The sequence below is a fragment of the Corynebacterium atrinae genome (assembly GCF_030408455.1).
Classification (GTDB): Bacteria; Actinomycetota; Actinomycetes; order Mycobacteriales; family Mycobacteriaceae; genus Corynebacterium; species Corynebacterium atrinae.
Map to the genome: position 1 here is coordinate 738,645 of NZ_CP046977.1, position 26,138 is coordinate 764,782.

25 protein-coding genes are annotated in these 26,138 nt (G+C 63.8%); 14 read left to right on the top strand and 11 right to left on the bottom strand.

What is annotated here, in order from left to right:
- Positions 1-19 precede the first annotated feature (19 nt).
- From rsmA to CATRI_RS03760, 4 genes are all read left to right on the top strand, one after another.
- Positions 20-886, top strand: coding sequence for a 16S rRNA (adenine(1518)-N(6)/adenine(1519)-N(6))-dimethyltransferase RsmA (rsmA, locus tag CATRI_RS03745; protein WP_290219876.1), 867 nt, complete (start codon positions 20-22; stop codon positions 884-886).
- Between the two features lie 2 nt (positions 887-888).
- Positions 889-1,839 (top strand): 4-(cytidine 5'-diphospho)-2-C-methyl-D-erythritol kinase, encoded by a 951-nt coding sequence (locus CATRI_RS03750; RefSeq protein ID WP_290219877.1) that lies wholly within the window; start codon positions 889-891, stop codon positions 1,837-1,839.
- A gap of 22 nt (positions 1,840-1,861) precedes the next feature.
- Positions 1,862-3,673, top strand: coding sequence for an ABC-F family ATP-binding cassette domain-containing protein (locus CATRI_RS03755; RefSeq protein ID WP_290219879.1), 1,812 nt, complete (start codon positions 1,862-1,864; stop codon positions 3,671-3,673).
- 89 nt (positions 3,674-3,762) lie between these two features.
- Positions 3,763-4,161: an META domain-containing protein gene (locus CATRI_RS03760; protein ID WP_290219881.1), complete on the top strand. Its 399-nt coding sequence runs from the start codon at positions 3,763-3,765 to the stop codon at positions 4,159-4,161.
- A gap of 33 nt (positions 4,162-4,194) precedes the next feature.
- Here CATRI_RS03760 and CATRI_RS03765 read toward each other — a convergent pair whose 3' ends face one another.
- From CATRI_RS03765 to CATRI_RS03790, 6 genes are all read right to left on the bottom strand, one after another.
- On the bottom strand, positions 4,195-5,424 hold the full coding sequence (locus tag CATRI_RS03765) for a TIGR04053 family radical SAM/SPASM domain-containing protein (protein WP_290219883.1): 1,230 nt from the start codon (positions 5,422-5,424) through the stop codon (positions 4,195-4,197).
- 84 nt (positions 5,425-5,508) lie between these two features.
- Positions 5,509-6,180: an alpha-ketoglutarate-dependent dioxygenase AlkB family protein gene (locus tag CATRI_RS03770; protein WP_290219885.1), complete on the bottom strand. Its 672-nt coding sequence runs from the start codon at positions 6,178-6,180 to the stop codon at positions 5,509-5,511.
- On the bottom strand, positions 6,161-6,769 hold the full coding sequence (locus tag CATRI_RS03775; RefSeq protein WP_290219887.1) for a methylated-DNA--[protein]-cysteine S-methyltransferase: 609 nt from the start codon (positions 6,767-6,769) through the stop codon (positions 6,161-6,163). Before CATRI_RS03775 ends, CATRI_RS03770 begins: the two co-directional genes overlap by 20 nt.
- A complete protein-coding gene (locus CATRI_RS03780) occupies positions 6,766-7,239 on the bottom strand; it encodes an RNA polymerase sigma factor (RefSeq protein ID WP_290219889.1) in 474 nt (157 codons plus the stop codon). Before CATRI_RS03780 ends, CATRI_RS03775 begins: the two co-directional genes overlap by 4 nt.
- Before the next feature lie 14 nt (positions 7,240-7,253).
- Entirely contained in the window at positions 7,254-7,757 is a 504-nt protein-coding gene (locus CATRI_RS03785; protein ID WP_290219891.1) for a methylated-DNA--[protein]-cysteine S-methyltransferase, read from the bottom strand.
- Positions 7,758-7,821: 64 nt separating this feature from the next.
- Positions 7,822-8,493: a TetR/AcrR family transcriptional regulator gene (locus CATRI_RS03790; protein WP_290219893.1), complete on the bottom strand. Its 672-nt coding sequence runs from the start codon at positions 8,491-8,493 to the stop codon at positions 7,822-7,824.
- A 158-nt stretch (positions 8,494-8,651) separates the two neighbouring features.
- Here CATRI_RS03790 and CATRI_RS03795 point away from each other — a divergent pair, with 158 nt between their 5' ends.
- The 5 genes from CATRI_RS03795 to CATRI_RS03815 all read left to right on the top strand — a co-directional run bounded on the left by CATRI_RS03795 (position 8,652) and on the right by CATRI_RS03815 (position 15,508).
- A complete protein-coding gene (locus CATRI_RS03795; protein ID WP_353959740.1) occupies positions 8,652-10,109 on the top strand; it encodes a flavin monoamine oxidase family protein in 1,458 nt (485 codons plus the stop codon).
- Between the two features lie 5 nt (positions 10,110-10,114).
- Positions 10,115-10,990, top strand: coding sequence for a universal stress protein (locus CATRI_RS03800; protein WP_290219897.1), 876 nt, complete (start codon positions 10,115-10,117; stop codon positions 10,988-10,990).
- A complete protein-coding gene (locus CATRI_RS03805) occupies positions 10,987-12,507 on the top strand; it encodes an APC family permease (protein ID WP_290219898.1) in 1,521 nt (506 codons plus the stop codon). Before CATRI_RS03800 ends, CATRI_RS03805 begins: the two co-directional genes overlap by 4 nt.
- Before the next feature lie 26 nt (positions 12,508-12,533).
- Positions 12,534-13,916 (top strand): NAD-dependent succinate-semialdehyde dehydrogenase, encoded by a 1,383-nt coding sequence (locus CATRI_RS03810; RefSeq protein WP_290219900.1) that lies wholly within the window; start codon positions 12,534-12,536, stop codon positions 13,914-13,916.
- A gap of 230 nt (positions 13,917-14,146) precedes the next feature.
- Positions 14,147-15,508: an HNH endonuclease signature motif containing protein gene (locus tag CATRI_RS03815; RefSeq protein ID WP_290219902.1), complete on the top strand. Its 1,362-nt coding sequence runs from the start codon at positions 14,147-14,149 to the stop codon at positions 15,506-15,508.
- 42 nt (positions 15,509-15,550) lie between these two features.
- Here the strand turns inward: CATRI_RS03815 and CATRI_RS03820 are convergent, their stop codons facing one another.
- The 3 genes from CATRI_RS03820 to gabT are packed head-to-tail and all read right to left on the bottom strand — an operon-like array spanning position 15,551 to position 19,594.
- Positions 15,551-16,765 (bottom strand): aromatic amino acid transport family protein, encoded by a 1,215-nt coding sequence (locus CATRI_RS03820; RefSeq protein ID WP_290219904.1) that lies wholly within the window; start codon positions 16,763-16,765, stop codon positions 15,551-15,553.
- A complete protein-coding gene (locus CATRI_RS03825) occupies positions 16,762-18,273 on the bottom strand; it encodes an NAD-dependent succinate-semialdehyde dehydrogenase (protein ID WP_290219906.1) in 1,512 nt (503 codons plus the stop codon). Before CATRI_RS03825 ends, CATRI_RS03820 begins: the two co-directional genes overlap by 4 nt.
- Positions 18,266-19,594 carry a 4-aminobutyrate--2-oxoglutarate transaminase gene (gabT, locus tag CATRI_RS03830; RefSeq protein WP_290219908.1) on the bottom strand — a complete coding sequence of 443 codons (1,329 nt, stop codon included), beginning with the start codon at positions 19,592-19,594 and terminating at the stop codon, positions 18,266-18,268. Before gabT ends, CATRI_RS03825 begins: the two co-directional genes overlap by 8 nt.
- Before the next feature lie 114 nt (positions 19,595-19,708).
- On the opposite strand from gabT, the gene CATRI_RS03835 reads away from it, so the two are divergent.
- The 4 genes from CATRI_RS03835 to CATRI_RS03850 are packed head-to-tail and all read left to right on the top strand — an operon-like array spanning position 19,709 to position 23,179.
- Positions 19,709-21,193, top strand: coding sequence for a PucR family transcriptional regulator (locus CATRI_RS03835; protein WP_290219909.1), 1,485 nt, complete (start codon positions 19,709-19,711; stop codon positions 21,191-21,193).
- 10 nt (positions 21,194-21,203) lie between these two features.
- Positions 21,204-21,527 (top strand): putative quinol monooxygenase, encoded by a 324-nt coding sequence (locus CATRI_RS03840; RefSeq protein WP_290219911.1) that lies wholly within the window; start codon positions 21,204-21,206, stop codon positions 21,525-21,527.
- A 44-nt stretch (positions 21,528-21,571) separates the two neighbouring features.
- Complete coding sequence (ppk2, locus tag CATRI_RS03845) at positions 21,572-22,447, top strand: polyphosphate kinase 2 (protein ID WP_290219913.1); 876 nt, start codon at positions 21,572-21,574, stop codon at positions 22,445-22,447.
- Positions 22,448-22,456: 9 nt separating this feature from the next.
- Positions 22,457-23,179, top strand: coding sequence for a DUF1648 domain-containing protein (locus CATRI_RS03850; protein ID WP_290219915.1), 723 nt, complete (start codon positions 22,457-22,459; stop codon positions 23,177-23,179).
- A 1-nt stretch (position 23,180) separates the two neighbouring features.
- On the opposite strand, the gene CATRI_RS03855 is transcribed toward CATRI_RS03850, so the two are convergent.
- Positions 23,181-23,966: an HAD family hydrolase gene (locus CATRI_RS03855; protein WP_290219917.1), complete on the bottom strand. Its 786-nt coding sequence runs from the start codon at positions 23,964-23,966 to the stop codon at positions 23,181-23,183.
- Positions 23,967-23,998: 32 nt separating this feature from the next.
- Between CATRI_RS03855 and CATRI_RS03860 the strand changes: the two genes are divergently transcribed.
- Positions 23,999-25,018, top strand: a complete 1,020-nt coding sequence (locus CATRI_RS03860; RefSeq protein WP_290219919.1) for a 3-hydroxyisobutyryl-CoA hydrolase — start codon at positions 23,999-24,001, stop codon at positions 25,016-25,018.
- Here CATRI_RS03860 and CATRI_RS03865 read toward each other — a convergent pair.
- A complete protein-coding gene (locus CATRI_RS03865; RefSeq protein WP_290219921.1) occupies positions 25,011-26,114 on the bottom strand; it encodes a DUF6882 domain-containing protein in 1,104 nt (367 codons plus the stop codon). The two genes, CATRI_RS03860 and CATRI_RS03865, sit on opposite strands and share 8 nt — an antisense overlap.
- Positions 26,115-26,138: the final 24 nt, after the last annotated feature.

Sequence of the window (26,138 nt, forward strand, 5' to 3'; positions counted from 1 at the left end):
GTGCACTAGATTGGTCTCTATGACCTCCAGCAGCGCGCAGCCCGCCGACCTCCTCGGCCCCGTGGAGATCCGCACTCTGGCGGAGAAGCTCAACGTCACCCCGACGAAGAAGCTCGGCCAGAACTTCGTGCACGATCCGAATACGGTGCGCCGCATCGTCGCGGCCGCGGACCTGGACCCCAGCGATCACGTCGTCGAGGTTGGCCCCGGCCTGGGATCACTGACCCTGGCGTTGCTGGATACCGCGGACAGGGTCACCGCCGTGGAGATCGACGATCGCCTCGCCGCCGAGCTCCCACACACCGTGGCCTGGCGCGCGGCCCCCTACGCCTCACGCCTGACCATCGTCGGCCGGGATGCCCTCAAAATCACCGCCGATGACCTGCAGGAACCGACCGCCCTGGTGGCCAACCTCCCGTACAACGTCTCGGTCCCGGTGTTGCTGCACCTTCTGGCGACTTTTCCGTCGATCCGCCGCGTCCTCGTCATGGTCCAGGCCGAGGTCGCCGATCGCCTCGCGGCCACCCCAGGTTCCAAAATCTACGGCGTGCCCAGCGTCAAAGCCGCCTTCTATGGCGATGTCAAGCGCGCCGGGGCCATCGGCAAAAGCGTCTTCTGGCCCGCCCCAAAGATCGAATCGGGACTGGTCCGCATCGATCGCTACGTCAATCCGCCGTGGCCGATCACGGAAGAATCCCGGGCCCGCGTGTGGCCGCTTATCGACGCCGCCTTTGCCCAGCGCCGCAAAACCCTCCGTGCCGCACTGTCCGGCCACTACGGCGGCGGGGCCGCCGCCGAAGCGGCGCTGCACGCCGCCGGGATCGACCCGCAGCTGCGCGGGGAGAAGCTCTCCGTCGCCGACTTCGTCCGGCTGGCTGGGCTGTAGCGATGCGTGAGATCGCTGCCCGCGCCCACGGCAAGGTCAACCTCCACCTCGGGGTGGGGGACGCGCGCGAGGATGGATTCCACGAACTGGTCACCGTCTTCCAGTCCCTCGACCTCCACGACACCCTTTCATTGCTCATCGACGAGGACGTTGAGGTGCGCGAGGGCAGCATCGTCTCCGACCTGACGGTGACTGGCCTCGACGCGAGGTACGTGCCGTGCAATCCGACGAACCTGGCGTGGCGGGGCGTCGATAAGCTCGTGGACGCCTACCGGGCCCGGGGGCTCGAATCCGCTCCCTCGGTGCGCATCCACATCCGCAAAGGCATCCCGACGGCCGGCGGCATGGCCGGCGGATCGGCCGACGCGGCGGCCGCGCTGGTGGCCACCCAAGCCCTGCTCAGCGACTACCTCCCGCCCCTCGACCCGGCGGACCTGGACGCCCTCGCCGGCGAACTCGGCTCCGATGTGCCCTTTACCCTGCGCGGCGGGACGATGCTGGGCACCGGGCGCGGCGAGCAGCTCACCCACATGCTCTCGCGCGGTAATTACCACTGGGCGCTGGTTTTTTCTAAGAAGGGTCTGTCCACCCCGCGGGTGTTCAGCCACCTCGACGAACTACGCGCGCAGGGCCGTGACCTGTCGCCTTCCCTGGACACGACGGAACTGTCGAAGGCGCTGATGAGTGGTTCGCCGGAACAACTCGCACCCTGGTTGGTCAACGACCTGCAGGCTGCGGCCGTGAGCCTACGCAGTGACATTGCCCGCACCCTGAAGCTGGGCCAACAGGCCGGGGCACTGGCCGCGATCGTGTCGGGATCGGGCCCCACCTGCGCCTTCCTCTGCTCCTCTGAGCTGCACGCCCGCGACCTCCTCGACGACCTCTTGGCCGAGGGACTCTACTCCGGAGCCGTCGCACACGGCCCCACCAAGGGCGCGTACGTCCTCGACTAACCATTCGACTAGGCTCACCGGCATGGTCAACCTCATCAACCTCGAGAACGTTTCCAAAACGTGGGGCCTAAAAACCCTGCTCGACGGCGTCAGCCTCGGCGTGCAAACTGGCGATCGCATCGGGGTCGTGGGGCTCAACGGCGGCGGCAAGACGACGCTGCTGGAGGTGCTCACGGGCATCGAGCCACCCGATGAGGGACGCGTCTCCCACAACTCCGAGCTGCGGATGGCCGTGGTCACCCAGCGATCCGAGCTCGTCGACACCGACACCATCGCCGACGTCGTGCTTAAACCACTCGGCCTGCAGACCTTCGAATGGGCCTCCGACGCCCGCGTCCGCGAAGTCCTCGGCGGCCTCGGCGTGGCAGAGCTCGGCCTGGACACCGCGGTTGGTGGACTCTCCGGAGGTGAGCGCCGCCGCGTCAGCCTCGCCGCCGCGCTCGTCCGCGACCTCGACCTCATCGTCCTCGACGAGCCCACCAACCACCTCGACGTCGAAGGTGTGCAATGGCTGGCCGACCACCTCATCAGCCGCAAACTCACCGTCGTCGTGGTCACCCACGACCGCTGGTTCCTCGACACGATTGCCACCCTCACCTGGGAAGTCCACGATGGCCAGGTCGACGCCTACGAGGGCGGCTACAACGATTGGACCTTCGCCCGCGCCGAGCGGGCCCGCCAGGCCGACGCCATCGAGCAGCGCCGCCAGAACCTCGCCCGCAAGGAATTGGCCTGGCTGCGCCGCGGCGCCCCGGCCCGCACCTCCAAACCCCGCTACCGCATCGAAGCCGCCGAGGCCCTCATCGCCAACGTGCCCGACCCACGGGACAGCGTCGAACTCACCGCATTCTCCCGCCAACGCCAAGGAAAAGTCGTCATCGAGCTGGAAGACGCCCGGGTGGAAACGCCCGATGGGCGTCTGCTTGTCGACGACCTCACGTGGCGCCTCGCCCCCGGCGAAAGAATCGGCCTCGTCGGCGTCAATGGCTCCGGAAAAACAACGTTGCTGCGCACCCTCGCCGGTGAACACCAGCTCAGCGCCGGCAAACGCATCGAAGGCCGGACCGTGCGACTCGGGTGGCTGCGCCAGGAACTCGACGACCTCGACCCTGCCATGCGGCTTCTCGACGCCGTCGAGGACGTCGCCAGCTACGTCCAGCTAGGCAATAAAGAAATCTCCGCCTCCCAACTCGCCGAACGCCTGGGGTTTTCCGCCAAACGCCAACGCACCCCCGTCGGCGACCTCTCCGGAGGCGAACGCCGACGCCTCCAACTCACCCGCGTCCTCATGGCCGAACCCAACGTCCTGCTCCTCGACGAACCCACCAATGACCTCGACATCGACACCCTCCAGGAACTTGAGTCCCTCCTGGACTCTTGGCCGGGCACCCTCGTCGTCATCTCCCACGACCGCTACCTCATCGAGCGCATCGCCGACAACACCTGGGCGCTGTTCGGCGACGGCACCCTCACCAACCTGCCCGGCGGCATCGAACAGTACCTAGAGCAACGCCGAGCCATGGCCGCCGCCGCTGGCTCCGGCCCCCTGGACTTCGGCGACAAGATGGCGCCCGCAGCACCGGAGAAGTCCTCCGGCCTGAGTTCCCAAGAGCAACGCGAGCTAAAAAAGCAGCTCAACGGCCTCGAACGCAAAATGAGCAAGCTCGACGAACGCATCGCCACCTTCGAGCAAGACATGGCCGTCGCCTCCTCCGCCGCCGACCCGGACTACTCCCTCATCTCCTCCGCCAATGCTGCACTCCAAGAAGCCCACGCCGAGCGGGAAGCCCTCGAGATGGAATGGCTCGAAGTGGGGGAGAAGCTGGAGGGCTAGGCACCTCGAGAATCGATGAGCCGTCGGGGACAACATGGTGGGCATTGTTTCCACCAGTAGAAGACTCCCATAGAAAGGCAGGTTAAGTAATGAAAAGACGACAATTGATTATGGGCGCTACCGTGGTCGGGCTGGCGGTCGCTATGACAGCGGTGTTGTCGGCATGTCGCGGACCAGCACCGATCTCAGACATTGACTGGCACCTAGAGACCGACCGCACCGCCAACTTCCGAATCGAGGGAGACAAGCTGAGCGGCACGGATTCGTGCAACCGGATTTTCGGTGAGGCTGTCATTTCAACTGGTGAACCAAAGACCATCGATTTCGGCCTTTTAGGATCGACCCGTATGGCCTGCCCCGATACAACCAACGCGCAGGAAGACATGCGGAATGCGTTGAGCGGGCAACGTCTCGTCGAGCAGCCCGACCCTTCGACTCTGGTGCTAGTGGATGCGGAGACCAACGAGCGATGGCGGTTCGTTCAATAGGGGCACGCATGAAGTAGAGCAGGACACCCGATCCTAAATCGACGTCGGACCTTCCACGACAGTGAGTTTCAACGGCGGGGTGCGCACCCCCGACTCCTTAGCTGTTGAGTCGGCTTCCCACCCGGGTGGGACGTAGACGCAGGTTGGGTCGGAAGCTCGGTAGTCACCGGTCAGTGCGAACGCTGTCGAACGTGAACCTCCGCAGACGGTGTGGAATCCGCACACGCTGCACTTTCCGTGCCAATTGTCGGGGTCACGGAGCTCTTTGAACACCGGTGATTCGGTGTAGATCTCTGGAAAATCGGTATCTTTGACGTTTCCGCAGTGCAGGGGGAGGAAACCGTTGGGGTAAACGTCGCCGACGTGGTCGATGAAGGCGAAACCAGAGCCCGAGTTCACTGCCATGGGGGAGCGCGGCGGACGTGGCTTCGCCGCGTGTTCGCCAAGCAGGGCGGTGGTCTGTTGGGTGAGGTTCTCGTAAAGCGGCCCGCCCGCATACTTCGGTGCTCCGGACTCCTCGGCCTCGCGGCGTTGCAGAACCACCCGGCGGTACTGCGGGGCCTCGGTCGTTTTGATGGCGATGCGGTCCGAGATATCAACTAGCCAGTTGAGGACGTCTTCACGCTCTTCCGGTGACAAACAATTGAGTGCTGCTCCTCGGCCAGTGGGTACGAGGAAGAAGACGTACCACATCTTCGCGCCCATCTCGATGACCTTCTTCAGTAGCGCTGGGGCCTCGTGAATGTTGTCACGCGTCAGGGTGGAGTTGATCTGCAGGCGATAGCCGGCCTCGTTGATCACCGGAGCCATCTCGATGGTCTGCTCGAAGGTGCCGGAGAATCCGCGGAACGCATCGTGGGTCTGCGCGGTGGCCCCGTCCAGTGACATGGACATGGCTTTGCCGCCAGCTTCCCGCAGTGATCGAATGCGCTCCGGGGTGAGCTTGGGGGTGACTGACGGGGAGAGCGACACGTTGAGTCCCTTGGACGTGCCGTAAGCCGTAAGTTCTTCGAGGTCTTCCCGCTCGAAAGGATCGCCACCCGTGAGCACAACCAGGGGAAGGGGCTTCTCATAAGACGACAGCGCGTCGAGTAGTCGCTTACCCTCGTCCGTCGACAGCTGATCGGGGTGTGGTTCATGCTGGGCGTCGGCTCGGCAGTGCTTGCACACCAAGCCACAGGCTCGCGTCACCTCCCAAATCACGATGAACGGCTTCGTGTTGATGTCGTGGCGGACGGTGCGGACTGCTGGGGGCCGATGCACGGGACTTCCTCGGGTTGCCAAGAGTGGAAAAGATTCTGTTCCCCAGCTACTTTACCCCCGTGCCTCGAGCCCACGGCGGCGTCGTCAGTCAGTCAACCCTGTTTCCCGCAGGGTGATGTTGAGCCTGCCTGACGCCAGCCCGCAGTCGGGCGGCGCAGTATGCGGATAGATCTTTGGCACGCCGTGATAAGCCAGCCGGGCTGGGCCACCGAAAACGAAGAGATCGCCGGAGGCGAGATCGATGTCGTGATAGGGCTTACTACGGTTGTTGGTGTTGCCGAAGCGAAACTTGCAGGAATCTCCGATGGAGAGGGAAATGACCGGGGCGGGGGAGCGTTCCTCCCGGTCTTGGTGCATCCCCATCTTGGCGGTGTCGGCGTAGTAATTCACCAGCGCGGTGTCTGGGGTGTAGGTGGCCCCAGCGTCGTGGTCGCCAGTGGCGGCAATGAGGGCCTGGCGGCCCAGCCGTACCATCCATTCGGGGAAGTCGAGGACTCGATGTCCGTTCACATCGACGGCGTTGCGGGTGTATTCGTAGGGGCGCCAATGCCAGCCAAGGCACACCGTTTGTACGCTCATGTCATGCCCGCGGATCTTTGGGGAGTGGAGGGGGACCGGGCCTTGGATCCATTCGTGGAAGCGGGCGACGATCCACCGTTGTTGCTCCAAGGTGAGCCAGCCCGGCACATGGTGTGCATCCGCCGGGAGCTCGACCGCAGGAGGCCCAAGTAGGTCATCACCGAAGAGCGGCTCCATGGGAGTCTCCCTTCTCGAGGTCCAGCAAGATCGATTTTGCCTCCAGTCCGCCGAGGTACCCGCCCAGGGTTCCATCGGAACGCAGCACGCGGTGGCACGGAATGATCACCGGCAGGGGATTGGTGGCGCAGGCGGTTCCCACGGCGCGAATGGCCGTCGGCTTGCCCACCAACGCTGCGACCTCTTTGTAGGACCGGGTGTTTCCGTAGGTGATGCGGGGGAGAAAGCTGTGCACCTCGCGGCGAAATCCCGCGGAGAGGGCGAAATCCAGGGGCAGATCGAAGACCTGGCGGCGACCAGAGAAGTACTCCTCTAATTCTCCGGCGACCGTGTCCAGCCGCGCGGGAGCCTCCAGCACTCGCGGACTGACCTTGGCGGCGATGGTCGTCAGGACGGCGTCGAAACCCTCGACCTCGAAGGCCACACGCACGAGGCCTTTCTCCGTCGCGGCCAACAACAGCGGGCCGAGCGGGGAATCCACGATGCGATAAGCGACGTCGAGGTTCCCTTCCGCCGCGGCGCGTCGTCCTAGTTCAACGTGGAGTTGGTCGAGGTCCGCGCGGGAAATGGGGAAAGAGGCAAGGTTCATGAGGGCTCCTCCGTCGAGTAGGTCCTGCGCAAGTTCTTGATGCCATCTGCCGACGCCCGCCGCACGGCCTCCGCCGTCCCGCCGATCAACCGGGCAGTCTCGGTGTGCGGCAGCCCGCCCAGATAGTGGTAGGCGATGGCGAGGCGCTGCCGATCTGGCAGCTGCGCCACGTCCTGCCAGATGCCCTCGTCCGCGCCGGGATTGCCCCTTGAAGAGGGATGCTCCGGCACTTCAGGAGTCGGGATGGCGCGCCGGGCACGGGTGATGTCGATGGACTTGCGCTGGGCGACTCGCACGAGCCACGCCTCCACGTTCGCGTCGCCGGGCAGTTCCGGCCACGAGCGCAAGGCGGCGAGAAAGGTCTCTGACCAGGCATCGTCGGCGTCGGCGCCGTAGCCCAGGACGGTGCGGCAAACCCGAAGGATCGTGGCCCCGTGCTGGTGCACTGCCTGCTCGAATGGACCTTTCATCTTTCGCAGCCTACTTAGAACAAGCGCTGCCCGGCGGGCTCTTCGAGCTCCAGCAGCCACCGCTTGCGCTCTAGTCCGCCGGCGAATCCGGTTAGGGAGCCGTCCGCACCGATGACGCGATGGCAGGGGATGATGATGGAGATGGGATTGTGTCCCACGGCTTGGCCCACCCGCTGAGCCAAGTGTCGGTTGCCCAGCTGCACAGCCAGGGCGCCGTAGGTGGTCGTTTCGCCGTAGGGGATCTCGCGCAGTAGCGCCCACACTCGTTCGGAGAACTCATCGCCGTGGGCCGCCAGGGGCACGTCGAAGGTCTGGCGTGCACCGGCGAAATACTCGGAGAGCTGCTCGGCTGCCTGAGACAACACCTCGTCATCGTCGGCGATCACCATTGCCCCAAACGAGGATGCTTCCGGCAGGTACCGGTGTCCGGGGAAGAAGATCCCACTCACCCCCGAATCCTCCGCGACGAGGGTCAGTTCACCCAGGACCGTCTGCACGAACGCGTGTCTCGTTGCCATCGTGATCACCTTTCCATCAATAGCTCTCACCTAGTAAACGCCGCAGCTCGGTCAAACGTGAGGTCTATAGGTCCGCCAGCAGTAAATCCAGCCCCACGGTGAAGGGCTCTTCGGAGTAGGGGTTTGACCCAGCTAAGCCCGCTGGCGCTGGCTTAAAGGCCTCCGTCGCCCGCCGCAACTCAAGCAATGGCTGGCCCCCGTCGGCGGGGACTTCAAAGATGTGCGCGGGGGCTTGGGTATCAAAGGCGGATCCGTAGATGAAGGATTCCATTGCTACGACCCTTGGCATGACCTGATGGGCGGGAACACCGGCGTAGAACAGCGCGGCGGCGACGGCATCGTACATTTCCTGTGTCCGTGGTGCGCCAGCGACGGGAAGGGTTGCGATGACTTGGACCAAGGGGGTGTGTTCGGCGAAGACATCGCGATAGGAGCGGGCCCAGGCGCGCAGTGCATCGGCGACACCAATTTCGCCGCGCGTGGCGCGCAACAGGGGCTCGGTATCGACCAGCCCCATGACGGCGTCCTGCAAGAGAACCAGGAGCTCGGCTTTGTTGGTGATGTGGTTGTAGAGGGCACTGGGGGCTACTCCCAGGTGGCGGGCCAACGCAGACATGGTGAGTTTGTCGTAGCCAGTCTCGAGGGTGAGCTTCAAGGCTGCCGCAGCGATAGCGTCGCGGGTAATGGCGGGCTGAGCTGGGCGTCCTCGGCCGCGGGGTCGCCGGGATTTATTCATTGGGGACAGACTCTTCCCTTCGTGACGTGGATCATATACAGTGACGGGCAACACATAATGAATGCCGTTCATTATGTTCTAGGGTTCAGACCCCATTGTCGTATATCACTACCCCGCCAGACGCGGGAATGACAGGAGACATCGTGAACGCCAACGATATTCAGACTCTCGACCGAGATGTCGTCGTCATCGGAGCCGGTCCCGCCGGACTCATGGCCGCCCGCACCCTCAAGAAAAACGGCCTGTCCGTGGCCGTCCTCGAAGCTCGCGAGCGCGTCGGCGGTCGGACATGGAACGGCGTCGTCGCCGACGCCCAGGGCAACGAGCACTTCATCGAACTCGGTGGCCAGTGGATTTCCCCCGACCAAACCCGGCTCATTGAGCTGGTCGACGAGCTGGGCTTGAGCACCTTCCAGCGCTACCGCGAAGGCAAGTCCATCTACGTCTCCCCAGATGGCACCCGCCACGAGTACGAGGGCGACGTTCTTCCCACTTCCGGCACCACCCGGGAGGCCGCCGACAAGCTCATCGCTGACCTCGACGCACTCGTCGCCGAGATCGATCCGGCTAAGCCGTGGGAGCATCCCCGCGCCGCCGAGCTTGATGCCATTTCCTTCCGGGACTGGCTCGCCGAGCGGTGCGACGACGAAGAGGCGATCGACAACGTCTCCATCTACGTGGCCTCCGGAATGTTGACCAAGCCCTCGCGGACCTTTTCCGCCTTGCAGGCGGCGCTGATGGCGGCGTCGGCAGGCTCTTTCTCCAACCTGGTGGATGAAGATTTCATCCTTGATGCCCGCGTCGATGGCGGCATGCAGTCCGTCTCCCTGACCATGGCACAGGAACTGGGCGACGACGTCATCCTTGGCTCCCCGGTGCGATCGCTTACCTGGGCGACCCCCGATGCCACCACCGCTGACCCGCTGAACAAGGTCAAAGCCGATGTTCGCAACGGCGTCGACAACAATGGCGGTCCTGGCAACGTCACCGCCTACTCAGACAAGGCCATTGTTAACGCTCGCTACGTCGTGCTCGCCATTCCGCCGAACCTCTACAGCCGCATCAGCTACACCCCGCCGCTGCCCCGCGATCAGCACATCGCTCATCAGCACATTTCCATGGGCCTCGTCATCAAGGTTCACGCCGTGTATGACACCCCCTTCTGGCGCGAAAAGGGCCTGTCCGGCACCGGCTTCGGCGGCGGGCGCCTGGTCCAGGAGGTCTACGACAACACCAACTACTCCGGCGATCAGGAAGACCCCTACGGCACGCTCGTCGGTTTCGTATCGGATGTTTATGCCGAGCAAATGTGGCATCTGCCCGCCGAGGAGCGCAAGGCCGCCATCCTCGAGGCGATGTCGCTCTACCTGGGCGAGGAGACAAAGAACCCCATCGCCTTCTACCTCTCTGACATGGCCGCCGAGGAATGGACCCGCGGTGCCTACGCCACCAGCTATGACCTGGGAGGACTCTCGCGCTGGGGTCACCTGCAGAACCAGCCCACCGGCCCCATCCATTACGCCTGCTCGGACATCGCTGGGGAAGGCTACCAGCATGTGGATGGTGCCATCCGCATGGGCGAGGCCGTCGCAAAGCACATCCTGGACCAGGAGTGAGTGCGATGCGCACCCCCAAGGGACGATTCCTCGTCGGCTACGTGGCAACCCATTTCGGACGCGACGCGCTCAACCTGGCTATATCGCTGGCGCAGGGCCGCGATGTCCACATCGATATTGTCATGGTTGTCCCCGTTGACAACCCCTATTCGGGCACGTACCCGCACGATCGTGGCTACTCGTCGATCGTCGAGGAGCAGATGGCGCAATGGCTGCAGGATGCCCTCGACCGCGTGCCGGAGGGCATCTCAGCCACCGGACGCATCGTGGCGGGCGAATCGGAGGCCGAGACCCTCCACCGAACCGCGCTCGAACTAGGCGCCGACCTCATCGTGGTCGGTGCCCGCGACGGAGCCATCCTCAGCCGGTTCCGCGTCGGTTCGGTAGCCAATGCCCTCCTGCATTCCTCCAGTGTGCCGGTGGCGCTCGCCCCGGCAGGCTTCGATTACACCGGCCCCACCACTCGTTTCACTGCCATGTTCGGCTCCCGACCCGGCGCGCCCGACGTCGTCGGTCTCGCCGTCGACCGCGCCCGCCGTCGCGGAGTGCCGTTGCGCCTGGCCTCGCTGGTGCTCAGCGATGCGACAGTGCTTGACGACGTCCGCGCACTCGGCGATGCACGCCTCACCGAGTTGGCGGGGGAGATGGTCGAATCGGGCGCTGCCACGACGATCATCGCCGCCGGCGACTCCATCGAGCAGGCGATGCAGCAGCTCGACTGGCAAAAGGGCGACGTCGTCGTGGTTGGTTCCTCACGCATGGCGGTCAACGGCCGCATCTTCATTGGCACCACGGCGGCCAAAATCCTGCGCACCATCCCGGTGCCCATGCTCGTCGTGCCAGCTGGCTACATCTACGAAGAAGGAGGCGGGTCATTATGAGCGAGCAAAATACCTCGGCAAAGGGGTTAGCCACGGGCCGAGTAGGGCTTATCGGCGCCGTCGTCATCGGTGTCAGCTGTATTGCCCCGACCTACACGCTGACCTCAGGCCTAGGTCCCACGATCGCGGCCGTCGGCGAATATGTCCCAGCGATCCTCCTGCTGGGCTTCATCCCTATGCTGCTGGTGGCCTTCGCTTACCGTGAGCTCAACAACCGTCTGCCCGATTCGGGCACGTCCTTCACGTGGGCTACCAAGGCGTTTGGCCCGTGGGTCGGATGGATGGGCGGCTGGGGGCTCATCACCGCCACCGTCATCGTGCTGTCCAACCTTGCGGCCGTGGCCGTCGACTTTCTCTACCTCCTCATCGCCCAGATCACCGGTCGTCCGGAGATCGCCGACCTCACCCACAACCTCTGGGTGAACATCCCCACGACCATCGTGCTTATTTCCTTCGCCGCCTACATTTCCTATCGCGGCCTGGAATCCACGCAGAAAGTCCAGTACATCCTTGTTGGCGCGCAGCTGCTCGCCCTGGCGGTATTCGATGTCTCGGCTCTCTGGCAGGCATACAACAACGGAGGTTTCGACTTCACTCCGGTTCATGCCTCCTGGTTCAACCCGCTGAACATCGGCAACTTCTCCCTTATTGCCGCCGGTATTTCCCTCTCGATCTTCATGTTCTGGGGGTGGGACGTCACCCTCACCATGAATGAGGAAACCAAGGATCCGGAGAAGACCCCCGGCCGCGCCGCCACCTTTACCATCCTCATCATCATTACCTTCTACATCCTCACCGCCGTCGCCATCATCGCCTGGGCTGGAACGGGAACCGAGGGACTTGGCGCTGGAAACCCCGACAATCAGGAATCCATCTTCGCTGCCCTGGCCAACCCAGTGCTCGGCCCGATGGCCATCCTCATGTCGGTCGCCGTCGTGTCAAGCTCGTTTGCCTCCCTGCAATCCACCATGGTCTCTCCGGCCCGCACCCTCCTGGCCATGGGCTATTACCGGGCCCTCCCGCCAGTATTCTCCAAGATCAGCCCCCGCTTCCGCTCACCCAGCGTGGCGACGGTCGCGTCTGCCGCCGGCGCCACCATCTTCTACACCGTCACCCGGTTGCTCTCCGAAAACGCCCTGTGGGACACCATCACCGCCCTCGGCCTGATGATCTGCTTCTACTATGGCGTTACCGCCCTCGCCTGCGTGTGGTACTTCCGCCACGAGCTGCTGAGCTCGCCCCGCAACATCCTGTTCAAGCTGGTCTGCCCGGGACTCGGTGGCATGTTCTTGCTGGTGATGTTCTTTATCACCGCCATCGACTCCATCGATCCTTCCTACGGCTCGGGATCTTCCATCGCTGGCGTAGGCACCGTCTTCGTCCTCGGAATGGGAGTCCTACTGCTTGGCGTCGTCCTCATGGTATTCACCCGCTTCCGGCACCCGGCCTTCTTCTGCGGCGAGACGCTCCGGAAGGAACGCTCTGACCTGGAACCTGAAACACCCGTCCTCGTCTAATCACACCACCTCTAGGAGTTCACAACATGTCCACCAAGGAAACCGGCTACCGTGTCGAAAGCCCCGCTACCGGGGAGGTGCTGGAACGCTTCCCAACCGCGACCGATGCCGAGGTGGCTGCGGCCGTTGAATCCGCTCATTCGGCCTATCGGGACTGGTCAGCCCTCGATATTTCCGAGCGTGCTTCCGCGGTACACCGTGCCGCTGACCTCTTCGAATCCCGCAAGCAGGAGCTTGCCGAAATCATCTCGCGAGAAATGGGCAAGCCGATTTCCGAAGGCATCGAGGAAGCCGAGTTCTCCGCCGCTATCCTGCGCTACTACGCAGACAACGGCGCCCAGTTCACGGCCGACCAGGCCATCAGCACCGCCGACGGCGCTACAGCCATGATCAAGCGCCGCCCCATCGGCGCCCTCTTGGGCATCATGCCTTGGAACTTCCCCTACTATCAGATCGCCCGATTCGCCGGACCGAACCTCATGCTTGGCAACACGATTGTGCTCAAGCACGCTGAAATCTGCCCGACCTCAGCCCAAGCCGTCGATGACATCTTCCGCGATGCCGGTGTGCCGGTCGGAGGCTACGTCAATGTCTTCGCCAGCCATGATCAGATCGCCACCATCATCGCCGACCCCCGCATCCAAGGCGTCTCCCTAACAGGCTCCGAGCGCGCCGGGTCCATCATTGCCTCCCTCGCCGGCAAGCACCTCAAGAAGGCCGTCCTCGAACTCGGCGGCTCCGACCCCTACGTCGTACTTGACACCGACGACGTAACCGCCGCCGCCCAGCTCGCTTGGTCCACCCGCATGTACAACACTGGCCAAGCCTGCAACTCCAACAAGCGCCTCATCGTCATGGATGACATCTACGACGACTTCGTCGCCGAACTCGTCCGCCTCGCCGAAGCAATGGAGCCGGGTTCCCCCGACACCGCGGGTCCCAGCGTCTACATGCCGCTGTCCTCCCGCTCCGCCGCTGAAGGCCTCAATGCGCAGGTACAAAAGGCCGTCGAGGAAGGTGCCACACTGCGCGCCGGGGGAGTGCTTGGCGACGCCGCCTTCTTCTCCCCGGCCGTCATCACCGACATCACCCCCGATATGGAATCCCACCACGTCGAATTCTTCGGTCCCGTCGCCGTCGTCTACCGCGTCAGTTCCGACGACGAGGCACTCGCCGTGGCCAACGACAGCCCCTTCGGCCTCGGCGGCGCCGTCTTCTCCCGCGACCAGCTGCGCGCCGAGAAGATCGCCCGCGAACTTGAAGTAGGCATGGCCAACGTCAACACCCCCGCCGGTGAAGGCGCCGAACTGCCCTTCGGTGGCGTCAAACGCTCCGGCTACGGCCGCGAGCTCGGCCCACTCGGCATGGATGAGTTCGTGAACAAGCAGCTGTACTACGTCCAGAAGTAGGGAGGAGATCACCTGGGAGTTGCGAGATTAATACTTACGACTTCCAGGTGAAGTGGTGTGCGCAGCTGCGCACACCACAGCCCTCTGACTAGCGCCAACGCGGCCAGTCTGCCAGCACTGAACATGCGCCACCTGGACAAAAACATTGCCCTACCCCTTGCGTACTTCGATTCTGTGTTCTACTATTGGAGTTAGAACACCTAATCGAAGGGGCAAGGGGGTGAGTGAACATGAGCAGTGACATTTTCTACCCAGGCAAAGCGCTACCACTCACGCTTGAGATTGGCTTTTCCATGGTGGAGGCGCACCTGAAAGAGGCAGCCGCCGGCCCCCAGCACTACTTCGCGGTCAGCTCACCTCATGACCCAGTAGCCCGGCGGGGAACACAGATACGCCAAGAAGACCACAAACTCTGGCAATCAGTCCTCCCCAATGGTGATGAGGACATTGACATCGTCCTCGCTAAGCTACGGCGTTCTCTGGGGCGTGGGGATCACTACCTCATGTCCGCGATCAGCGCCCACCAACGGCTTAACGAGCTGCCGAAGTTGAAGGAGATTCAGGAGGAGTACTTCCACCTCGACCTTGTCCGCTTGAAGACGATTGACGGTGTGTTGTGTAAAGCAGACACCACCATCACCGAACACCTCGACCTCATCGATACCGAACTAGCAGAATTCCTCACGCCTACTCGGACGAATCAGATCCTGCCCACCCCAGGCAAGATCAAAAACCGACTGAATGCGATCATCACCATGCTCGATGAGTCGATCTCCTCCGAGGATCCCGCCCCACAACCGGTTGATAGTGTCTCGATCTCCTTCGACGACGGCCGGGGCTTCCTGCATGCTGATCTTGATGGGGTCGTCGCCCAAGAAATCGACCTTCGTATCCGCAAGCACGCCATCGCCCATGGGATCAGTCAGGCAGACGCCTTCGTGGCCTTGATGAGGGGTGAGGGGTCAACGAATGTCACCCTCAACATCTACCGAGCATCCGATATCCCGAATGCTCCAGCATGGGTCTCCGGGGTCGGGTACCTCACCGCAAAGCAGACCGAAGATCTGCTTAACCGGGTTGATGTGGAGATTGATCTCGATGCGATTGCTCAGAAAGTCTCGTCGGCGTATGCCACCCCCGCGAATATCCGCTCCCTCGTCATCGGCCTTGATGGGACGTGTGCAGTCGGTGGGTGTGATGCCCCTGCTCATCGAGCACAGATGGATCACCGGATCAATCACGCCGATGGCGGGCCCACCACAGCAGCCAACCTCGCCCCATTGTGTGTCAAGCACCATGCGGTCAAGACTGATCGTCGGGTGACCTACGTGATGGACCCGCTGACGAGGCGGAAGTACTTCTTGTTTGATGACGGGTCCTGGGCAGAATCCGAGGGGGATGGGCCGTTAGCTGCTAGTGAGCGGCGGTGGCTGCAAACGGTGTCCCAACGGATAGCCAAGCGCAGGGCGAGGATCCGCTCGGAGTCCCAAGCCCAGAAGACAGAGCAGATCGAGCGGGAAGGGCCACCACCGCCCCGTGAGCGTTCTGACTGCGCCGAGTGGGGACGCCCCCTCGATAGCAAGGAGACCTAAAAGGCCAGGCCGCAGCCTGACCTTTTCTAAAGCGATGCGTTTTTAAGCCCAACCCTCCGGGACGACGCCGGTGAGGGAGAGGATTGAGTAGATGAAGGCCGCGACGTAGACGACGATGATCGTCCATTGGATCGCGGGGTTGGCTACCCAGCCGGCGGTCCAAACAGGGATGCGGTCGCCATGCTTGCGGGAGACGCGCAAGAGCAGGACAGGGATGACGGACATGACTGCTCCGGCGAAGCCACCGGCGTAGGTCAGTGCGGCGACGAAGCCACCCATCCCGGCGAAGACGATCGCAACTGGGGGAATGACGGTGAGGGCGAGGGCGGCGATGCGCTTCCAGCCGAATTCCTCCCAGTGGAACATGTTCATGACGTTGCGCATCATCGTGAAGCCAATGGCGAGGAACGAGGTCAACATGGCGGCGAGCGCGAAGATATTGGCCAGGTAGTAAGCGACCGGGCCGAGTCGTTCGCCCCAGGCGATGGTGACCACTTCGGTAACGGAGGTGCCCATGAGGCCGAGGGCCGCAAACGGCACCAGGGCGAGGGTGAAGCCGGTGGCGAGCATTCCGACGATGATGGCACGGGGGAGGGTCTCCGGAGAGTGCTCCATTCCGCGGGCCAGCTCGGGAACGACGTACTGAGCCAGGAAGGTGAACACCGCCAGGTTCATGATGGGGATGATGAAGTATGGGTGGAACACCGCCAGGTTGGTGAAGCTAATGCCAGGGCCGAGGACGGTCCAGCCGACCAACACGATGATGATCGCGGCCATTCCGATGGTGATGATGGCTTCGACGACGCCAGTGGCGTGCAGGCCCTTCCACATGATGAGGGAGCCGATGGCGTAGAAGATCAGGGTGCCGATCACGGGGTTGAGTCCGAAGATGTTGTTGAGCAGCATGCCCGAGCCGGCGGCGTAGGCGATCAAGGCGCCGACGCCGTTGACCACGATGGCGGCAAAGACGAGCCAGCGGCCCACTTGTCCTAGGTACTTCTCGGCGAGTCCGGAAAGCTGGAAGGGTTCGCGGGTGCGGAGGGAGACTTCGGCGACGTAGAGCATGGAGATCGTCGTCAAGGTGCCGGCGATGAGCAGGGCGACGATGAGGGCGAGGAAGCCTCCGTTGCGGCCTGCGTACGGCAAGCTCAAGATACCGGCACCGATGTTGGTGCCGAAGATGAGGGCGACGCCCTGCCAGAAGGTCAGGCCAGCGGAGTGCGTGGCCTTAGCTATTGGATTGGAAGGTGCGGTCATAGCCCGGGGCCTTTCTCAATGTTGGGGGTGGCGATGTACTTGACGTCGAGGTACTCCTCGATGCCTTCCACTCCACCCTCGCGGCCGAAGCCGGATTGGCCGATGCCGCCGAAAGGGGCGCCGGGATCGGAAATGGCGAAGCGGTTGATGCCGACCATGCCGGCTTGGAGGTTGGCGGCTAGGTAAGCGGCGCCTTCGAAGGAACCGCTGAAGGCATAAGCAGCGAGGCCGAACTCGGTGTCGTTAGCCAGGCGCACGCCTTCTTCCAACCCGGAGAAGGTGGTCACGGTGATGACGGGGCCGAAGATTTCCTGGGTGAGGATGTCGGCGCCGGCCGGGACGTCGGTGAGGACGGTGGGTTCGAAGAAGTAGCCGGGGCCGTCGACGGCGTGTCCACCGGTGACGATGGTGGCGCCGTCGGTGACGGCGGCGTCGACAAGCGAGGCGATTCGATCTCGTTGTTTGGCGGTGATGATGGGGCCGAGCGTGGAACCTTCTTCGAGGCCGTGACCGGTGCGGTAGCTGGCCATGCGGGCGGCGAAGCGCTCGGTGAACTCAGCCGCAACGGAAGCGTCGACGTAGATGCGGTTGGCGGCGGTGCAGGCTTCGCCGCCGTTGCGCATTTTCGCCATGATGGCACCCTCGACGGCCTGGTCCAGATCGGCATCGGCGGCGACGACGAAGGGAGCATTGCCGCCCAGCTCCATGGAGGTGTGTAGCAGGTTGTCGGCGGACTGGCGGACCAGTTGGCGGCCGACCGGAGTGGAGCCAGTGAAGGTGACCTTGCGCAGACGGGGGTCGGCCATGAGCTCGGCGGACATTTCGGCGGCGCGGGTGGTGGGGATGATGGAGACGAGGCCGGCGGGGACGTCGAAACGCGCGAAGACTTCGGCGAAGACCTGTCCGAGCAGCAGCAACGTCAGGGGGGTTTCCATGGCGGGCTTGACCAAGACGGGGCAGCCAGCAGCCAGGGCTGGGGCGATCTTGCGGGTGGCCATGGCCAGCGGGAAGTTCCACGGAGTGATCGCCAGGACGGGGCCGACGGGGGTGCGGGTGACGCTCATGTAGCCGAGGCCGCCGGGGGATTGGTTGACGCGGCCGGGGAGGCGGACGGCCTCCTCAGCGAACCAGCGGAAGTACTCGGCGCCGTAGGCGACCTCGCCGCGGGACTCGGCGAGGGGTTTGCCCATTTCCAAGGTCATGACGGTGGCGAAATCTTCTGCGCGGCGGGTGATTTCGGCGAAGATGGCGGAGAGCACGTCGGCGCGGCGGCGCGGGGCCCATGCGGCCCACTCATCCTGGGCGGCGACTGCGGCATCGAGGGCTGTGTTCCATTCGGCAGAGTCCGCGTTGGCGACGTCGGCGATGACAGAGCCGGTGGCGGGATCTTCGACGGGGAAGGTCTCGCCGGAGGCTGCCGGGCGGTTATCCAGGCCAAGCCATACGCCGGTGGGCAGGTCTTGGGGGAGGGAATCGGGGTAGATCATGTAGGTGTCTCGCTTAGGCATTGGCGCGGATCGAAGCGGCGAGGGCGTCGAGGCCCTCACGCAGGAGGTCTTCGCTGATGACCAGCGAGGGGAGGAGGCGGATGACGTTGCCGTCCATGCCGCAGGTGAGGATGAGGATGCCCTGGGACTTCAGTTCTGCGGCGACGGCGGCGGTGAGGGCGGCGGCGGGCTTGCCGGCGGCGTCGATAAGCTCGAGGGCGACCATGCCGCCGCGGCCACGGACCTCGGCGACGGTGCCTTCGCTGGTCAGGGGCTCGAGGACCTCCCGGATGATGGCCTCGATCTCGCGGGCGCGTCCGGAGAGGTCGTGCTCTTCCATCTCTGCCAGGGAGGCGAGGGCTGCGGCGCAGGCGACGGGGTTGCCGGTGTAGGTGCCGCCCAGGCCGCCGACGACGGGAGCATCCATGATCTCGGCGCGGCCGGTGACGGCGGACAGTGGCATGCCCGCGGCGATGCCCTTGGCGGTGGTGATGAGGTCCGGTACGACGCCCTCGTGGTCGACGGCGAACCAGGCACCTGTGCGGCACATGCCGGCCTGGATCTCATCGGCGATGAAGACGACGTTGTTGTCGGTGCACCACTGGCTGATGGCAGGCAGGAAGCCCTCGGCGGGAACGATGAAGCCGCCCTCGCCCTGGATCGGCTCGATTACCACGCAGGCCAGGTTCTCAGCGCCGACCTCGAGCTCAATGGTGCGGATGGCCTCGGCGGCGGCGTCGGCGCCGGAGAGCTGATCGCGCAGGGGGTAGGACATGGGTACACGGATGACATCGCTGGCGAAGGGGCCGAAACCGTTCTTGTAGGGCTTGTTCTTCGCGGTCATGGCCATGGTGAGGTTGGTGCGACCGTGGTAGGCGTTGTCGAAGACGACGACGGCGCGGCGGCCGGTGTAGGCGCGGGCGATCTTCACGGCGTTTTCCACGGCCTCGGCGCCGGAGTTGAACAGCACGGACTTCTTCTCGTGGGTGCCGGGGGTGATCTCGTTGAGCTTCTCGGCCACGGCTACGTAAGACTCGTAGGGGGAGATGGGGAAGGAAGTGTGGGTGAAGTGGCCGACTGCCTCGCGGACGGCCTCGACGACCCGGGAGTTGGAGGCGCCGACGCTGGTCACAGCGATGCCGGAGGCGAAGTCGATGAAGGAGTTACCGTCGGCGTCGATAAGCACACCGCCGTCGGCGTCGACGATGTAGCCGGGGAGGCTGGGCTTGATTGCGCCGGTGACGGCGGCCTCGCAGCGCTGTGCCAGGGCTGCGCTGATCGGGCCGGGCAGCTCCGTGATCAGTTCCCGCTTCTGCGGCAGCCGGTAGGTGAAGTCCTGCATGGTGTCCTCCTGGAGAGTGATTTGTGATTGCCCTGAGTATGCGGTGTCAGTGAGACCCTGACCATGTACGATGGGGCGAAAAATTATGCGTGAACTATCCCGAATGGACAAGCTGTGGCGGCTACTGGACTTTCCTTGACCTGGCTTTACCGCCAAAAAGACCTTGACCTGCGGTCATGGCACCTCAGCGTCGACAGTTTCCGCATTATCCAGCCGAGTGAACTGGTCGATACGGCCGAATTCGTCCAGCCCGGATCGGTCATCCTCACCGTCGGTGTGGTCATCCCCGATTCCTATGATGCCTATGTCCGCCGCCTCAAAGACGCTGGTGCCGTCGCGATCGGATTCGGTACAGGCCTCATCAGCCCGACCGTCCCGCCTGCGCTTATCGACGCCGCCCGTAACAACGCCATCAGCATCTTCGAGGTTCCCCGCGGCACCCCTTTTGCCGCCATCCTCTCCACGGTGCAAGAGGAATTTGCGCGCCGCCGGCTGCGTGCGCAACAACAACTACTCGATGCCCAGGAGGTACTCAACGACATTGCCATCGGCTCCGGCGTCAGCGAACTCGTCGCCGCCACCGCCGAACGCCTCGACGCCGCCATTGCCATTGCGGACAATGATGGTCGCATCATTGCCCACACGGCGGACCTCAGCCCGCTTATCGACGCCGCCCTATCCAACGGTGGGCGCAGCGCGGCGTATCGCCGCGGCGATGATTACGTGCTCATCCATCGCATGAGCGGAGAAGGGGAGCGCTACTACCTGTTGGTTGCGCAGTCTGTTACTCCGTTCAGCGCCCAGGAACGCAGCTTGATTAAACACTGCGCAGGTTTGGCCGACATCATCCTCCAGCGACCTGCGGGGCTGCGGCAAGCCTCCAGCGAGCTCAACACCCTGGCCATGTCCTTGCTGCTCGGAGTGGAGCAAAGCCAACAGGCGATGGTCGGGGTCTTCTCCATCGCGAGCGATTCCGCGGGCAGGGTCCGCCCCGTCGTCGTCGACGGCGATGATCCGAAGCGATTTCGTCGCGACCTCAACCGCCTCGACCAGCGGCTCATGCACGACGGGCGCCAAATGTTCCTTTTCCACCTAGGTGAGACGACCGCCTTGGTTCTGTTCCGTGGTTCGCGCTCGGTCACGGAGATTATCTCGCTGTTTGGCGTAGGGGCCTCGCACTTGCGCCTGGCCCTGGGCAACCCGGTGCACTGGCAGGAGCTGAGCATGCGCACGGTCGAAGAGCTCGCGGCGGTAGCCGCCTCGCTGCGCATCGGCCACCATGCCGGTCCCGAAACCCGAACCCTGCGCTGGGTGGATGATCCGGCCGTCCACGACGCTTTGGCTACCCGCTTCGCCGAGACCTATCAGCAGCTCATCGACCATGACGCGGAGCACAACGGGCACCTCGTGGATACCCTCGATGCCTATCTGCGTTCCGGGAACCGCGTGGCCGTGACCGCCGAGACCCTCGGCGTCCACCGCCACACCGTGCGTACCCGCTTGGAGGCGGTCGAGAGGGTAGCGGAGGTGGTGTTGAGCGATCCGGCGGTATGTGCGGAATTGTTGGTGCTGTCCTTGGCAGGGCATAAGCGCCGTTAGGATGGCTGCCATGATCCTTATCAATGTGAAATTCCGCCCGCTGCCCGAGTACGTCGACAATTTCCGTGAGGTCGTCGCCGAGTTCACCGAAGCCACCCGCCAAGAGCCCGGCTGCATCTTCTTCGACTGGTCCCGCAACACCGATGACCCCGGCGAGTACATCCTCCTCGAGGCCTTCCACGACGACGCTGCCGAAGCCCACGTCAACTCTGAGCACTTCCGCGCCGCAACGGAGCTGTTCCCAACAGTGCTCGCCGAGACCCCGGAGATCATCAACACCCTCATCGAGGGCAAGACCGAATGGGACCGGATGGCCGAATTCCAGGTGAAGTGACAATCAGCCCCGGGTGGGATCAGCTGCAAGGTACTGTCAAACACATGGGAAAGAAGGACAAATCCACCGACGAGCACGACGTCACACCCTCCAAGCTGTCCAAGCAGGCCTATGAAAAGGAGTTGAAACGACTCCAGGCCGAGCTGGTAGATATGCAGCAGTGGGTCGTTGAGACCGGAGCCCGCGTGGTCATCATCATGGAAGGCCGCGATGCTGCCGGTAAAGGTTCCGCGATCAAGCGCATCACCCAGTACCTTAACCCGCGCACCGCGCGTATCGAGGCCCTACCGGCCCCGAGCTCTCGGGAGTCGGGTCAGTGGTACTTCCAGCGCTACGTGGAGAAACTGCCCACGGCCGGTGAGATCGTCATTTTCGACCGATCCTGGTACAACCGCGCGGGAGTTGAGCGCGTCATGGGTTTCACCACCTCACAGGACTATCGTCGCTTCCTCCACCAGGCCCCAATCTTCGAGCGCCTGCTCGTGGAGGACGGCATCTTGCTGCGCAAGTACTGGTTCTCCGTCTCTGATGAGGAGCAGCTCGCACGATTCCAGTCGCGCCTGGAAGATCCGTTGCGCCGCTGGAAACTGTCGCCCATGGACCTGCAGTCCATCACCCGCTGGGAGGACTATTCCCGCGCGAAGGATGAGATGTTCATCCACACCGACATCCCCTCCGCGCCCTGGTACACCGTGGAGTCGGAGGATAAGAAGCGTTCGCGCATCAATGTCATCTCCCACCTGCTGTCGACGATCCCGTATGAGAAGATCGAACGCCCCCTGCCCGAGATCCCTGAGCGCCCGGGTTCTTCCGACAACTACGAGCGCCCCCCGCGTGCGGAGTTCCGCTACGTCCCTGATGTGGCCTCCAAGTTGGAAGCGGAGCGGGTGAAGAACAAGAAAAAGAAGAAAAAGAAGTAGGACGCCTCGATGACCACGGCCTCCCGAGACATCGCCCCCATCCCTTGGGCCCTGTACGCCCTGGGACTCGTTATGGCAGCGGTGTCCTTCGTGGCGGCCTGGTTGTCCTACGATTCGCTGCCGGACCCGATGCCGATCCACTTCAACGCCAGCGGCGAAGCCGACGGGTTCGTCGACAAAAGCCTCCCGGCTTACCTCGGGATCCAGGTAATGCCCCTGGCCATCATTTTATTGTCGGGCGTTGCCAGCGCCGCGATGATCCGCGCCCAAGCGAACTCCGTTCTCCAGGACAAGTACCCGCGGCGCAGTACCGCCGAACGGGAAGTCGCGTCCCGCAGGTTGGCGGCGATGCAAAAGCCGCTGGCAATCTTTATGCTCCTCATCACGGCCATCATTGCCCTCACCCTGAACCAATCTTTCGGGCTATTTGGAGATTTCCAGCTGAGCGTCTGGTGGACCCTCGCCGCCATTTTCCTCGCGACCGGCTGGCTGATGTGGACCGGCAGCCGAGTCAATCGCCGGGTCTATGACGAGCACCCTGACCCTCCCACGGAGGAGAAGTTTTATGGGGGAGTGATCTACTTCAACCGCAATGATGAGCGGGTATTCATTGACCAGCTCGGTGGAACGAACTTGACCCTCAACTTCGCTCGGCCGATGGCCTGGGTCGTTCTGGCCGCATTGCTGTTGCCGGGGATACTCATTGCGGTGCTGGTGTCGGTGGCGGGATAGTCTAGGGCCCCAGCATGCCCTCCAGCACCGTCACCACGCCGGCCTCGGTGTTGGGCGGGGCGATGTGGTCGGCGAGGGCTTTGATGTCCGGGTGGGCGTTGTCCATGGCGTAGGCGGTACCGGCGGCTTCGAGGAGTTCGTAGTCGTTGAGGTAGTCGCCGAACGCGAGGGTGCGGGCGATGGGGATATCGAGAGTGTCGGCTAGGGCGCTCAGCGCTCGGCCTTTTCCGGCGGAGGGGTGCATGACGTCGATCCAATGAGCCCCGGAGACGACGACGTTGGCCTCGGGGGCGGCATCGCGGACCACGGGGAAGGCAACCGTTTCGGCATCGGCGTCGGTATACACGGCCACCTTGATCACGCCTCGATCAACGATTTCGTGCAAGTCCTCGACGACCTCCTGGGAGTGGTAATACTTGACGATCTCGGTAAACGACGGTGCGGACAGGTTCGGGGAGATGTAGGCGACGGTGGGGGTGCAGACGACGATGTCGAAGTCCCTGGCGGCGTCGACAATCGCATGCACGTGAGCCTCGTCCAGCTCCGTGGTGGAGACGACGCGGCCGTCGTGGAAGACGCAGGTTCCGTTTTCCGCGATGTAGGTGCCGGGATCGTCCTCACCGGCGAACATGTCCCGGAGGGTGGCCAGTTGGCGTCCCGACGCGGGGGCGACGGCGACGCCGCGGGTTTTCAGCTCGCGGAGGACGGGCCAGAAGCCGTCGGGGATGTGGCCGTCGCCGTCGAGCAGGGTTCCGTCCATGTCCAGCGCGATCAACTGATATTCCATTGCTATGTCATCCATCCGTGTACTTTGTGACTATGACCACACAGAACGATGTTCCCGTCCTTGCGTCCATTCGCCACAGTACCGGCGTTCTGGAGCTCAACCGCCCCAAGGCACTCAATAGCCTCAATCCGGAGATGATCGACATTATCGCGGAGGCTCTGGAAAGCTGGCGTGACGACGACCGTGTCTCCCAGGTCCTCATCACCTCCCGCTCGCCGAAGGCATTCTGCGCGGGCGGGGACGTGCGGCACGCCCGCGAGCTCATCCTCCAGGGCGAGCACGCCCCCGTGGATGAGTTCTTCCGACGGGAGTACGCGATGAACAACCTCATCGGCACGTACCCCAAGCCGTATATCGCAGTCATGGACGGCATTGTCATGGGCGGTGGCTTCGGCGTGAGCGCTCACGGTTCCCACCGGATTATCACCGAGCGCGCCTGGGCGTCGATGCCGGAAATGGCGATCGGCTACGTCACTGACGTTGGAATTTCCTGGTCGTCCCAGCATGCGTGGCCGGATTCCTCCCCAGCCATCGGCGCGTTCATCGGCCTCACCGGTTACCGCCTCACCCCGGCGGACATGTTGTACCTGGGTCTGGCAACTCACTTCGTGCACAACCCCGACGCGTTCGCGGAAGCAGTGGTCGAGGAGGGTATCGACGTCGCCATTGCCCAACATGCCGCCGCCCATAAGGGCGAATCCGCCCTCGCCCGGATGGTCCCCGACATCGATGCCACCTTCGGCGAAGGTTCGTGGATGCTTATCGACGCCGCCCTGTCCTCCCACCCCAACCACGACTACGTCCAGTTGGTGCGGAGTCTCATGGCCAAGGCTTCGCCCTCGGCAGTCGTCGCCGCGGCGGAGCTGTTTGATGCCAACCGCACCGCCCCCACCCTGCGCGATGGGCTGGACAATGAGCAGGTCCTCGGCGAGGTCATCCGCCGGGAACCGGACTTCGTCGAGGGTGTCCGCGCGGTGTTGGTGGACAAAACTCAGGACGCGCAGTTCACCCCCGTCCATTCCGCGGAGAGCTACCGGAAGCGGCTTAGCTAAGGCCGCGTCGCTGCCGGTAGGCAGCCTCGGCGCGCGCTGCATCGATCCCCTCAGGCAGGGGAGCCTGCAACGTCGCCGCGACAGCGGCGTCGGAGGGGGCGGGAAGATGGAGCTCGGGGGCGTCGATAAGCACGATCCCCACGGTGTGGTCAGTGAGACGGACGATGGAGTGAGTCCACCATCCCAGGATCGGCTTGATTGCGTCCACGAGCCCCAAGCGATGCGCTTCTGGCGCAGGCATCTGCGCGCGGAAGAGCTCGGGAATGCCATTGTCGATACCAAAGCGGCGCAGGTTGGCCGCCGAGGTCGGAGGGAGATTTGGATCGGCCCACCCCCAGGTCCAGACGTCATCGGTGACCGTGGCGACGACGACCGCGCGCGCCGGGATGGACCCGTTGATGAGGGCGGTGGAGTGCGCGATGTTGGGCTCGACGTGCAAGCCTTCGGGGAAGCGGCCGTCGACAAGCAGTTGGTGTTCGGCGGCCAAATAGTGCGCATCGGCGCGGACCTGCTCCAAAGACATGCCGCCGGAGATGGCGGTGACGCGGCCATCGACCAGCGTGACGGTCGTGCCATCGGAGAGGGTGACCGCATCGTCTGCCTCAGTGGCATCGAGGCCATAAGCAGTGGCAAACCCCCGCAACGCGCGGCGGACATCCGTGCCCTCCGGCATCTCCGCCACTCCGAGGGACAGCGCCGGCAGGACGGGGGCCAGTGTGGGGGTGAAGCGGACGGCGACGACGTGCGTCTCCGCGGAGGTGGGGGCGAGGAGAACCGGAACGTTGGCGTGCAACGTGCGGGCAGCGGCGATGAGTTGATCGCTGGCCGGCACCGTGCCGTGGAGCTCCGGGATGCCGAGCTCCTCGCCGAGGGGAGAGATCCACGTCCATTCCTCGCCCTGGATGGTTGCGACCGGGATGGCCTCCAGGTCCACCGGCCCGCCGGAGTGCCGGTGCAGGCGAACCTGCGACCCGGAAAACTCAACTCCGTCGGTGACCTGCCCAAACTGCGCGCGCCAGGCGGCATCGATGTTGGGCTGAAGCAGGGCACCGTCGGAGACTACATCGGCGAGGGTGGTGGGGGCTGTCATGACCATGAGGCAATACTAATCGCCCCGCCG